The organism is Mycobacterium sp. SMC-11 (assembly GCF_046250095.1).
Taxonomy (GTDB): domain Bacteria; phylum Actinomycetota; class Actinomycetes; order Mycobacteriales; family Mycobacteriaceae; genus Mycobacterium; species Mycobacterium heraklionense_A.
On sequence record NZ_CP176430.1, the window covers coordinates 3517534 to 3530237 of the forward strand.

At 68.3% G+C, this 12704-nt stretch carries 9 protein-coding genes; 2 read left to right on the forward strand and 7 right to left on the reverse strand.

Features of this window, described 5'->3' with window-relative positions; all coding sequences use genetic code 11:
• Positions 1-79 precede the first annotated feature (79 nt).
• Positions 80-4540, forward strand: coding sequence for an ATP-dependent helicase (locus tag ACKY0X_RS16775; RefSeq protein ID WP_409426951.1), 4461 nt, complete (start codon positions 80-82; stop codon positions 4538-4540).
• Positions 4540-5289 (forward strand): endonuclease VIII Nei2, encoded by a 750-nt coding sequence (nei2, locus tag ACKY0X_RS16780; protein WP_409426952.1) that lies wholly within the window; start codon positions 4540-4542, stop codon positions 5287-5289. The genes ACKY0X_RS16775 and nei2 overlap by 1 nt, the downstream gene beginning before the upstream one ends.
• Positions 5290-5378: 89 nt before the next feature.
• On the opposite strand, the gene ACKY0X_RS16785 is transcribed toward nei2, so the two are convergent.
• The 7 genes from ACKY0X_RS16785 to ACKY0X_RS16815 all read right to left on the reverse strand — a co-directional run bounded on the left by ACKY0X_RS16785 (position 5379) and on the right by ACKY0X_RS16815 (position 12696).
• Positions 5379-5810, reverse strand: coding sequence for a hypothetical protein (locus ACKY0X_RS16785; RefSeq protein ID WP_409426953.1), 432 nt, complete (start codon positions 5808-5810; stop codon positions 5379-5381).
• 78 nt (positions 5811-5888) lie between these two features.
• Positions 5889-6761: a pseudouridine synthase gene (locus ACKY0X_RS16790; RefSeq protein WP_409426954.1), complete on the reverse strand. Its 873-nt coding sequence runs from the start codon at positions 6759-6761 to the stop codon at positions 5889-5891.
• Positions 6758-8026, reverse strand: coding sequence for a Na+/H+ antiporter NhaA (gene nhaA / locus ACKY0X_RS16795; RefSeq protein WP_409426955.1), 1269 nt, complete (start codon positions 8024-8026; stop codon positions 6758-6760). Before nhaA ends, ACKY0X_RS16790 begins: the two co-directional genes overlap by 4 nt.
• 69 nt (positions 8027-8095) lie before the next feature.
• On the reverse strand, positions 8096-8245 hold the full coding sequence (locus tag ACKY0X_RS16800; protein ID WP_409426956.1) for a hypothetical protein: 150 nt from the start codon (positions 8243-8245) through the stop codon (positions 8096-8098).
• A gap of 132 nt (positions 8246-8377) precedes the next feature.
• Complete coding sequence (locus ACKY0X_RS16805) at positions 8378-9193, reverse strand: hypothetical protein (protein WP_409426957.1); 816 nt, start codon at positions 9191-9193, stop codon at positions 8378-8380.
• A 576-nt stretch (positions 9194-9769) separates the two neighbouring features.
• Positions 9770-10825: a hypothetical protein gene (locus tag ACKY0X_RS16810; protein WP_409426958.1), complete on the reverse strand. Its 1056-nt coding sequence runs from the start codon at positions 10823-10825 to the stop codon at positions 9770-9772.
• A gap of 158 nt (positions 10826-10983) precedes the next feature.
• Positions 10984-12696: a glycerol-3-phosphate dehydrogenase/oxidase gene (locus ACKY0X_RS16815; RefSeq protein WP_409426959.1), complete on the reverse strand. Its 1713-nt coding sequence runs from the start codon at positions 12694-12696 to the stop codon at positions 10984-10986.
• Between the last annotated feature and the right edge of the window lie 8 nt (positions 12697-12704).

The window sequence follows — 12704 nt, forward strand, 5'->3', positions numbered from 1 at the left end:
GTTGCCGGATACCCGGCGACGTCGAGCGCAAAACCGCAGCCCGGGAGCATTCCGGCTCCGAACTTGGCACCATGGCTGGGTGAGCGCACAAGACCCCGGAACCCCAGCGCCGCTGGCTCGGTTCTCGGCGCTGACCCGGGACTGGTTCACCGGCACCTTCACGGCGCCGACGCCGGCCCAGGAGCAGGCCTGGTCGGCGATCGCCGACGGCCACAACACTCTCGTGGTCGCCCCGACCGGGTCCGGTAAGACGCTGGCGGCGTTCCTGTGGGCGCTGGATCAACTGACCGCACAGCCCGGTCAGGGCACCCGGGTGCTCTACATCTCGCCGCTCAAAGCGCTGGCCGTCGACGTCGAGCGCAACCTGCGCACTCCGTTGGCGGGCATCGCCCGGATGGCCGCACGGCGCGAGCTGCCCGCTCCCGACATCACCGTGGGCGTGCGTTCCGGCGACACCTCGCCGGCGCAGCGCCGCGCGCTGGTCGCCAAGCCGCCCGACATCTTGATCACCACCCCGGAGTCGCTGTTTCTGATGCTGACGTCGGCGGCACGGGAGACGTTGACCGGAGTGCGCACGGTGATCGTCGACGAGGTACACGCAGTGGCCGGGACCAAACGGGGCGCCCACCTGGCCCTGTCCCTGGAGCGCCTCGACGCGATGCTGGAGCGTCCCGCTCAGCGAATCGGGTTGAGCGCCACGGTGCGCCCGGCCGAAGAAGTCGCCCGATTCCTGTCCGGCCAGTCCCCCACCACGATCGTGACTCCACCGGCCGCCAAGACGTTCGAACTGACCGTTCAGGTCCCCGTGCCGGACATGGCCAATCCGGCCGAGGGCACCGTCTGGCCCGAGGTCGAAGAACGCATCGTCGACCTGATCGAAGCCCACCGGTCTTCGATCGTCTTCGCCAACTCGCGGCGGCTCGCCGAGCGGCTGACCGGTCGGCTCAACGAGATTCACGCAGAGCGTTGCGTTGACACCGCGCAGGAGGCGGCCCCCCTGGCGCGAGCCCACCACGGCTCGGTATCACTGCAGACCCGAGCCGACGTCGAGGAGGACCTCAAGAGCGGGCGGCTGCGCGCGGTGGTGGCGACCTCGAGCCTGGAGCTGGGTATCGACATGGGCGCGGTCGACCTGGTCATCCAGATCGAGGCGCCGCCGTCGGTGGCCAGCGGACTGCAGCGCGTCGGTCGAGCCGGACACCAGGTCGGCGAGATCTCTTCGGGCGTACTGATTCCCAAACACCGCACCGACCTGATCGGCTGCGCGGTCGCAGTACAGCGGATGCTCGCCGGCCAGATCGAAACCCTGTCCGTACCGGCCAATCCACTGGACATCCTGGCCCAGCACACGGTGGCCGCGGCCGCGCTGGAGCCACTGGACGCCGAAGCCTGGTTCGACACCGTGCGTCGCAGTGCTCCGTTCGCCACCCTGTCGCGCGGTGTTTTCGAGGCGACGCTGGATTTGCTCTCCGGCAAATACCCGTCGACTGAATTCGCGGAATTGCGACCACGTTTGGTCTACGACCGAGACACCGGGACCCTGACCGGCCGGCCCGGCGCGCAGCGACTGGCCGTCACCTCCGGTGGCGCCATCCCCGACCGCGGACTGTTCGCGGTGTACCTGGCGGGTGCGGAGAAGCCCTCCCGGGTCGGCGAACTCGACGAGGAGATGGTCTACGAGTCGCGTCCCGGCGACATCATCTCGCTGGGCGCCACCACTTGGCGGATCACCGAGATCACCCACGACCGGGTGCTGGTTGCCCCGGCACCCGGTCAGCCGGGCCGGCTGCCGTTCTGGCACGGCGACGGTGTCGGGCGGCCCGCCGAGCTGGGTGCGGCGCTCGGCGAATTCACCGGCGAGCTGGCCGGACTTGATCCTGAGTCGTTCGACAAGCGCTGCGCGGGATTGGGTTTCGACGACTATGCGATCGACAATCTGAGGCGACTGCTCGACGATCAGCGCACCGCCACCGGGGCGGTGCCCACCGACACCACGCTGGTGGTCGAGCGGTTCCGCGACGAGCTCGGTGACTGGCGGGTGGTCCTGCACTCCCCGTACGGACTACGTGTCCACGGCCCGTTGGCACTGGCGGTGGGCCGGCGGCTGCATGAGCGCTACGGCATCGACGAGAAGCCAACGGCCTCCGACGATGGCATCGTGGTCCGGCTGCCCGACACCGACTCCGGTGCGCAAGCCCCCGGCGCGGAACTGTTCGTGTTCGACGCAGATGAGATCGAGCCGATCGTCACCGCCGAGGTGGGCGGCTCGGCCTTGTTCGCCTCCCGGTTCCGGGAATGCGCGGCCCGGGCATTGCTGTTGCCGCGCCGGCACCCCGGCCGGCGCACCCCGCTATGGCAGCAACGCCAGCGAGCGGCCCAACTGCTCGACGTGGCCCGCAAATATCCGACGTTCCCGATCGTGCTGGAGACGGTGCGCGAATGCCTGCAGGACGTTTACGACGTCCCCGCGCTGACGGCGCTGATGGCCCAGATCGCCCAACGCCGGGTGCGGGTGTCCCAGGTGGAGACCGCCACCCCGTCACCGTTCGCGGCGTCGCTGTTGTTCGGCTACGTCGGGGCATTCATGTACGAAGGCGACAGCCCGCTGGCGGAGCGCCGCGCGGCGGCCTTGTCACTGGATCCCACTCTGCTGGCGCAACTGCTGGGCCGAGTCGAACTCCGCGAACTGCTCGACCCCGAGGTGATCACCGGCCTGACCGCACAACTGCAGCATCTGACGCCGGAGAAGGCCGCCCGCGACGCCGAAGGGGTGGCCGATCTGCTGCGACTGCTCGGTCCACTCACCACCGGAGAGGTCAGCGCCCGAGCCGCCGGTGCGGCGGTGAGCGGTTGGCTCGAACACCTGTTGGCCGCCCGGCGGGTGCTGACGGTGGCGTTCGGCGGGCAGCGCTGGTGGGTGGCGATCGAGGACATCGGGCGGCTGCGCGACGGCCTCGGGGTGGCGGTACCGCCCGGGGTGCCGACGGGCTTCACCGAACCGGTCGCCGATCCGCTGGGTGAGCTGCTGGGCCGCTTCGCCCGCACCCGGGGGCCGTTCACCACCGGGCAGGCCGCGGACCGGTTCGGGCTGGGAGTGCGGGTCGCGGCCGACGCGCTGGGACGCCTGGCCGCCGACGGACGGGTGGTGCGCGGCGAATTCGCCGATTTCCCGGACTCCCCCGGCGAACAGTGGTGCGACAGCGAGGTGCTGCGGATCCTCCGGCGCCGGTCACTGGCCGCGCTGCGAGCGGCGATCGAGCCGGTGTCGCCGGCCGCCTACGGGCGCTTCCTGCCGGCCTGGCAGCAGATCGGCACTCCGGGCACTCCGGACGTCGCCACCACCGGCGTGGACGGGCTGGCCGGGGTGATCGAGCAACTGGCCGGCGTGGCACTGCCCGCGTCGGCGGTCGAACCGTTGATCTTCGGGCCGCGGGTGCGCGACTACTCACCGGCCATGCTCGACGAACTGCTGGCCTCCGGGGAAGTGCTGTGGTCGGGCGCGGGCGCTCCGGCCGGAAGCGCCCCGGCCACCGACGGCTGGATCAGCTTTCACACCGCCGATTCGGCGCCCCTGACGTTGTCACCCGCGACGCCGATCGAATTCGGCGACGCCCACCGCGCGATTCTGGATGCCCTGCACGGTGGCGGTGCGTTCTTCTTCCGTCAGCTGTGCGGTGACGCGAGCGAGGCGGAACGCAAAGCCGCACTATGGGAGCTGATCTGGGCCGGATGGGTCACCGGCGACACCTTCGCTCCGGTGCGCGCGGTGCTGGCCGGCACCCGGCGCACCACTCCGGCGCATCGCAGTAGACGCCCGCCCCGGCTCAGCCGTTACAGCGTCGCGCACGCCGCTGCCCGCGCCGCCGACCCGGCCGTGGCCGGTCGCTGGTCGGTTCTGCCCGCCCCGCAAGAGGTTTCGACCGTGCGGGCGCACCACACCGCCGAACTGCTGCTGAACCGCTACGGCGTGTTGACCCGCGGCGCAGTCGCCGCCGAGGCGGTGCCGGGCGGTTTCAGCACCGTCTACAAGGTGCTGACCGCGTTCGAGGAAGCCGGGCGATGCCAACGTGGCTATTTCATCGAGTCACTGGGGGCGGCGCAGTTCGCGCTGGCCTCCACCGTGGACCGGCTTCGCGGCTACCTCGACGGTGTCGACCCGGCCCGGCCCGACTACCACGCGGTGGCCCTGGCAGCCGCCGACCCGGCCAACCCGTACGGCGCGGCACTGAGCTGGCCGGCACACCCGGGAACGGCCCGACCGGGCCGCAAGGCCGGCGCGCTGGTGGTCCTGGTCGACGGGGAGCTGGCGTGGTTCGTCGAGCGAGGCGGCCGAACGCTGCTGAACTTCGCCGACACCGCCGAGGCACAGCGTGCCGCCGCCGGGGCGCTGGCTCGGCTGATCGCCGACCGGCGGGTGGACGGGATTCTCATCGAGCGGGTCGACGGGGTGCCGGTATTGGAGCTGCCCGATTCTCCGACACTGGATGCGTTGATCGAGGCCGGGTTCTCCCGCACGCCACGCGGATTACGGATGCGCTGATGCCCGAGGGAGACACCGTATTTCACACTGCGACGGTGCTGATCACCGTGTTGGCGGGAAAGACCTTGACCCGCTGCGATATCCGAGTTCCACGATACGCGGGCATCGATCTGAGCGGGCAGCGCGTCGATGAGGTGATCAGCCGCGGCAAGCATCTTTTCATCCGCGTCGGATCGTCCAGCATCCATTCGCATCTGAAAATGGAGGGCAGTTGGCGGATCGGCCGCCTTCCGGTCGATCATCGGGTGCGAATCATTTTGGAAGCAGGCCCCGTTCGCGCCACCGGTGTCAATCTGGGTGTGCTGGAGGTGCTGGACCGCCACCATGACGGCAACGCCGTCGCGCACCTGGGACCGGACCTGCTCGGCGCCGACTGGGATCCGGGCTTGGCCGTCGAGCGCCTGGTCGCCGATCCGCAACGTCCGCTGGCATCGGCACTGTTGGATCAGACGGTGATGGCCGGAATCGGCAATGTCTACTGCAATGAGTTGTGCTTCATCGTCGGCCGGCTGCCGACGACACCCATTGCGGAACTGCATGATCCGGACCGACTGGTTTTGCGGGCACGCGAGATGTTGTGGGCTAACCGGTTGCGGTGGTCGCGCTGTACCACCGGCGACACTCGGCCGGGCCGACAACTGTGGGTGTACGGCCGGGCGGGCCTGCCGTGTCGGCGATGCGGCACCAGCGTGGATTCCGACCGCAACGGCGAGCGTATTGCGTTCTGGTGCCCGTCATGTCAGCGGTGATACCGGGGTTCCCGGCCGCTGACAAACCGAAGCCGGCCGGCTAGCTTGCCGGCCGGCTTGCGGCTGTCAGCACTCGAACGGTTGGCCGATCACGGCCACCCGCCGCAGCCGACACCGGGCACGCAACCTCCACCGCCGCCGGGACCACCCCAACCGGACGGGCCGCCCGGGATCTGGCCGCCCCCGCCGCCGGGTCCTCCGCCGCCGGTCGGGCCACCGGGAATCTGACCGCCGCCCCCGCCGGGCCCACCACCACCGGTCGGGCCACCGGGAATCTGACCACCGCCGCCACCGGGCCCGCCACCACCGGTCGGGCCACCCGGCTCGCCCGGTTCGCCCGGACTTTCTGGGCCCGGTCCGCCCGGTACCGGCTCGAGTGTGGTCTCTGTGGTGGTGGTCGTCGTCGTAGTCGTGGTCGTGGTGGTACTCGGCCCCTCTTCTTTGGTGCCGTTGCACCCGGCTGCTACCAGCGCGACTGCACTGCCGAGCACTGCGATCGTCATCTTGCTGTGTGCCTTCATCAGAATCAGACTCCCCTCTGCTCTGGTCGTGCCTTGCTGTACCCAGGACTGTCACAGCCGAAACCCCGGCGGCGGGACTCAGTTCGCGTCGAGGTCGCGTTCGCTCACAAAACCACGGGGCCGTCCGGTGAAGGGATCGTCGAACTCCAGCCGGTGGGCCAGCAGTCGCAAAGGCCGCGAGAAGTCGTCGGGGGCAACCTCGATGACCTGCGGATACAGCGGGTCGCCGTCGATCGGCAGACCGAGTGAGGCCAGGTGAACTCGCAACTGGTGGGTACGCCCGGTACGCGGGGTAAGCCGGTAGCGGCCGTCACCCATCGACTCGATCAGCGTCTCGGCGTTCGGCTCGCCGGGTTCTTCGCGCGCCTGCAGGCAACCGCGCTCTTTGACGATGCGACTGCGTACCAACTGCGGGAACGCGACGGTCGGCTCGGCGGATGACCGCGCCAGGTACTGCTTGCGCACCGCGCCGCGGGCGAACAGGGTCTGATAGGGCCCCCGCAACTCTCGACGGGTGGTGAACAGCAGCACCCCGGCGGTCAGTCGATCCAACCGGTGCGCCGGGCTCAGCTCTGGAAGGTCCAGTTCACGCCGCAGCCGCACCAAAGCGGTTTGGGCCACATGGCTGCCGCGCGGCATGGTCGCCAGAAAGTGCGGCTTGTCGATCACCACCAGATCCGCATCGCGGTGCAGCAGCGGAAGGTCGAACGGTACCGGCACCTCGTCGGCCAGATCGCGATAGAAGAAGACATGTGCCCCCGCCGGCAACACCGTGGTGTCGTCGACGACCGCCCCGTCTGCGGTAACCACTTCACCCGCAGCCACTTTCGCCGCAGTGGCCGTACCGAACCGGCTGCGCAGCTCGGCGGCGACCGGGCCGCCGTGCAAACGCAGCCGGGCCGGCCCCAGACCATCACGCACGGGCAGCGGGGCGGGGCGTCGCCGGGTCACGGCAGCTTCAGGTCGAACGCCGGCGCACTGTCGGCGTCGCGGGCGTAGGCGCGGTCGCGGATGGTCAGCAGCACCGCCGCCAGCATCGCCGCGGTGAGGGTGCCGATCAGCACACCCATTTTGACGTGTTGTTGACGAACGGGATCGCCGAAGGCGAGGTCTCCGATGAACAGTGCGACGGTGAACCCGATGCCGCCAAGCAAGGCCAGCGCGACCACGTCGACCCACTTCAGTGAGGTGTCGAGCTCGGCTCGGGTCAGTGCGGCGGTCAGCACGGCCGCGCCGGCGATGCCCACCGCTTTTCCTACCACCAGGCCGGCGGCGACGCCGATGGCAACCGGATCGTGCAGTGTGGTGGCCAATCCGTGCAGGCCGCCGAAGGTCACGCCGGCCGCGAAGAACGCGAACACCGGCACCGCCAGCGCGGCGGACAGCGGGCGAATCCGGTGCTCGAGACTCTTTGCGTCCAGCCGATGCCGCGGCGACGTGTCGCGCTTGCCCGCCTGGCGGACCGGAACCGTCAGGCCGAGCAGGACACCGGCGACGGTGGCGTGCACACCGGATTCGTGGACCAGATACCAAGTGGCAGCGGCCAATAGAAGCAGCACCGCGGCGTTGTCGAATCGGCGGGACGCCACCGCGAACAACGCCAACGGGACGAGTGCCAGCCCAAGAGCGACGAGGTTGAGGTCGTCGGTGTAGAACACCGCGATCACGGTGACCGCCAACAGGTCATCGACCACAGCCAAGGTCAGCAGGAAAGTGCGTAATGCCGAGGGCAGGTGCGAGGAGATCACGGCCAGCACGGCCAGTGCGAACGCGATGTCGGTGGCGGTAGGAATAGCCCACCCGCGTAGCGCTCCGCCACCAGTGTGGGCGTTGACGGCGACGAATATCACTGCGGGCATGACCATTCCGCCGACCGCTGCGACGACGGGAAGCGCTGCGCGACGCGGATCACGCAGGTCGCCGGCAAGCACTTCGTACTTGAGCTCCAGGCCGACCACGAAGAAGAAGATCGCCAGCAGGCCGTCGGCCGCCCAAGCCGACACCGAGAGGTGCAGATTCCAGGCGCGGGGGCCGAAAGTGATGTCGCCCAACCGGTAATAGGCAGCTGCCCACGGCGAGTTGGCCCACACGATGGCGACGGTGGCCGCGACGAGCAGCAGTGCCCCGCCCACGGTCTCCTTGCGGAGCACGTCGGCGAGCCGACTGGCTTCGGCCGACGATCCGCGGCCGAAAAGCGGGGGGCGACCAGAGGTCAAGGGAGGGCCTTTGATTCGAGTGACGGAAGGCCCGAGGTCTCGGGCCTCCACAATGAAAGACGTTGCAGATCAGCGCTGCGCCGGTGGACAGCCGGCAAGTTTGCCGTGGGCATTGTTGCCCCAGCACGTGGTGTAGCCGTTGGTGCCCCGAGGCCGTAGGTCTCGGTCGGTCGGCAGCAGAATCGCACGCATTCCGGTGCGGAGCGGCTGCGCGGACATGGTGCCCACCGTACCGGTAGCGGCGCACATTACGCCAGGTCAGCGGGGCCCCGCGCCGGGCGCACAACGACACATCGGCCACAACCGTCGGGGGTTGTGGCCGATGTGGCTTGTGAACGCGGAGTTATCAGCTCAGCTGACACCGAGCATCGCGAAGATGCCCAGATCGTCTAGGAAGGCGGTCAGCGTGGTGGCATCGGTCACCGGGTCGGCGCCGGTCCCCAGCAGGGCGGTCAGCAGCGATCCCAGCGTCTCGTCGCCCAGCACGCCGCTGCCGTCCGGATCGGCGAGTGTGCCGCCGACGACCATGCCGTCGACGAATTTGTCCCAGCCCGCGTCGAGCTGCTCGGGGGTGATACCCAGCAGGCCGCCGATGGTGGCGTCTTGCATCCCGTTCTGATCCAGGAGGTCGTTCAGCGTGGTGGTACCGTCGATCCCGATCAGGGTGTCGAGCAGCTGGGCGACGGTCATCTCCGGGGTGAAGTCGGTGAAGGGGATGTTCAGCAGGCCCGCGTACGCACCGAGTCCGAGGTAGCCGAGCAGGGTACCGAGTTCCGTATTGGCACCGTCGCCGCCGATGAAGCCGCCGAGCAAGGCGTCGATCGGAATGGAGCCCAGCGGGGCTCCGCCGAAGTCGACGTCGTCGAGCAGCGCGGTGATGTCGGTGGAGAGCAGGCCCAGAGTCGCGGCGTCCAGGGTCATGGCGTCGGGGTTCAGCGCGGCGAGCAGGGCCGCGAGGCTCGAGGTGGTGGAGATGTTGTCACCGAAGATCCCCAGGACCTGACCCATGTTGCCGAAGTCGATGGCATTCAGCAGGCTCTGCAGGCTCTCACTGAAGGTCGGGAAGCTGGCGGTCAGCGCGACTTCGTGTTGCACCGACGCGGTAAGGCCGGCGGTGATCGTCGGAGCGACAGCCGTACCGCCAAGCAGGGCGGTCCCGGCAAACACGGTCCCGGCCGCTAACGCGCCGGCTTTGACCGCAAAGCCGCGCGCACCTATTGGCGCGGCAACAGTGGAACAAGTAGACATGAATAGGTCCCCCTCCTGGGATCGAACGTTAAGTCGATGCGACACCCACATCGCCATTAACTTATTATGGGCTCAGACTGTTGTCAACGGTTTCATTGGTAGGCATTCCAGAGTTAGCAACGCTCGCCCACAGCAAACTTCCAGCCCACCGGCACGGACATGCCCCCTAGGTAACTACCTCCGCAGATGTCATGGGAGCCCGGTGATCTACCACCAACAGCAAGAAGCTCAGCCGTTTCTCGGCATTTCAGCCCAGCCGATGGCGCCGCGCCGCCAGCTAATAGCTATTGGGCATTAACATCACGCCGTTGCGGTCCATCGGTATGAAATTCGTGACTAAAAATACTTGAGCTATTTTTCGGCGCTGAGCGAAATGCGCACAATGCGCCCTATTTGGCCGCCAGCAAAGCCACAGGTGCGCTTATCGCGCGCTGATCCAACCAGAAGTGCGCCCGGTCCGCGGAGACAGACCGGGCGCGACGAGAAAGATCGCGACTACGGGGCCAGCAGGCCGAAAGCTTCCAACAGGTCGGTGACCAGGGTGTCGCCGGTGATAGCCAGCGTGCTGCCGTCGGGCAGGAAGCTGGCCAGGAAGGTGCCCAGGCTCTGCTCGCCCCAGGTTTCGCCGGAGGGGTCGAGCAGTGTCCCGCCGAACGGCAGCCCGTCGAGGTACTTATCCCAGGTCTGGGCCGGGTTCAGGCTGAACAGCAGCGCCAAGGTCGCGTTGTCCATGGTGGTGCTGTTGGTGGCGCTGACCGGCAGGGTATGCAGGTATTCCCCCAGCGTGTAGGCGCTGCCGGCCAGAACCGTGGGACTGCCGACAAGCGGATGCTTGACGATGTCGGCGGTGGCGACCCCGACAATCCCGCTCAGCCAGTCGACCAACGAACTATTGACCGTCAAGTCAGCTGGCCCACAGGTAAGCAGACCGCACGTGATGACGTTCTCGTTGGGCAAGGCCAGCGCGTTGATCATGCTGGCGAACTGACCGAGCAGCGTACCCAGGCCCACCGCGTTGGCCAGGTCGGTCAGTGAATGCGCACCGGCGCCGTCGCCCAGCACCACATCCACCAGCTCACCGAGGTCCGCGTTGCCGATCGGCACGCCGTCCACCAGGAACAGGCTGCCGGTGCCCAGCAGCGAATTGACCGCGGCGTTCGCGCTGTAGAGCGGTTCGGTGAGCGAGATCCCGAAGATGTCGGCGATACCGGAGAGCGTGGTTCCGTCGGGGTTGAAGGAGGCCAGCAGTGCCGACACATCCGAGCTGACACTCAGTGGCGTGCTGGTCCCAGGCACATTGCCCAGCGCGGCCAGCACCTGGTTGAGATCTCCCAGCGAGATGTTGTCGAGCAGGGTCTGCAAGCTCTGCGAAAACGTCGGATACGCCGTCAGCACCACCCGGTGCTGCGCTGAGGCTATCGGTGGGCTGACGAGCTGCGGACTGCCCGTACCGACACCGAGCAGGCCGGCCCCGGCGACCACGGCGGCGGCTAGCGCACCGCCCCATCCGGACAGCTCGCGAGAGCGCCACACCCCGATCCCACCCGACATGAGCCGCCCCTTCCCCATGCCCGGATCCCCCATGTGATCCAGCTCATGGCCAGAAAGTAGCCCCGCCTGAAATGTGTGTCAAACACATGTGAATGCTGATATCAGCCTAAAAGACTGGAAAGATTCCTTGAATCGTACCCGCCGTAATGACGTCTGGTTCAGGTAAGCGGAATCGGCTCCAGAATTTCGGCCCGCGCCTCGGGCGCACTGACTCGCAGCGCATCCGCCGATGCGTCGTCGGGCTGCTCCTGCGAGAGGATCTCGGCCTCCACCCGTGCGGAGTAGTTGGCCACCTCCCGGTCAATGACGGCGTCGTCCCAGCCGAGCACCGCCGCCATCACCTCAGCGACCTCGCGCGCGCAGTTGACCCCGCGGTGGGCGTACTCGATGGAGATCCGGGTCCGCCGGGCCAGTACATCCTCCAGGTGCAATGCGCCCTCCGCGCCGGCCGCGTAGGCGACTTCCACCTTCAGGTAGGTGGGTGCCTCGGCGATCGGGTCCAGTAGCTCGGGCTGCCCGTCGGCGACCGCTAGAACGTCGTGGATCAGCGAGCCGTAACGGTCCAGCAGGTGGCGCACTCGGTAGGGGTGCAGGCCCTGGTGGGCACCCACGTGTTCGGCCTGGTTGATCAGCGCGAAGTAGCCGTCGGCGCCCAACAGCGGCACCTTCTCGGTGATCGAGGGAGCCACCCGCGTCGGGATGTACTCGGCAGCGGCGTCGATCGCGTCGGCTGCCATCACCCGGTAGGTGGTGTACTTGCCGCCGGCGATCGCCACCAGGCCCGGCGCCGGAACCGCGACCGCGTGCTCGCGCGACAACTTCGAGGTGTCGTCGTTCTCCCCCGCCAGCAGCGGCCGCAACCCGGCGTACACACCTTCGATGTCGGCGTGGGTCAGCGGCGTGGCCAGCGCGGTGTTGACGTGGGTCAGGATGTAGTCGATGTCGGCCTTGGTGGCCGCGGGGTGGGCCAGGTCCAGGTTCCAGTCGGTGTCGGTGGTGCCGATGATCCAGTGGGTGCCCCACGGGATGACGAACAGCACCGATTTCTCGGTCCGCAGGATGATCGCCGCTTCCGAAACGATCCGGTCGCGCGGAACCACGATGTGCACGCCCTTGGAGGCCCGTACGTGGAACCGGCCGCGCTGGCGCGAAAGCGCCTGGATCTCATCGGTCCATACCCCGGTGGCGTTGACCACCACGTGTCCCTGGACTTCGGTGACTTCGCCGTTCTCGGAGTCGCGGACCCGCACCCCGGTCACGCGGTCGCCTTCGCGCAGTAGCGCGACGACCTGGCTGGAGGTGCGGATGACCGCGCCGTAGTGCCCCGCGGTGCGTGCGACGGTCAGGGTGTGGCGGGCGTCGTCGACGACGGTGTCGTAGTAGCGGATGCCGCCGATCAACGCGCCGCGCTTCAGCCCCGGACACAACCGCAGTGCACCGGCGCGAGTCAGATGACGTTGCGCGGGAACCGATTTCGCCCCACCCAGCTGGTCGTAGAGGAAGATCCCGCTGGCCACGTACGGCCGTTCCCACCACCGCCGGGTCAGCGGGTACAGAAACGGCAGCGGCTTGACCAGGTGCGGCGCCAGCGTGGTCAGCGACAGCTCGCGTTCGTGCAGCGCCTCGCGTACCAGCCCGAACTCCAGCTGCTCGAGGTAACGCAGTCCACCGTGGAACATCTTCGAGCTGCGGCTCGAGGTCCCGGCCGCGAAGTCGCGCGCCTCGACCAGCGCCACCCGCAGGCCCCGGGTGGCGGCGTCGAGCGCACAGCCAGCGCCCACCACCCCGGCGCCGATCACCACTACGTCGAACTGCTCATTGCCCAGTCGTTCCCAGGCTCGTACTCGTTGGTCCGGTCCCAGCGTGCTCACGTGTGCCA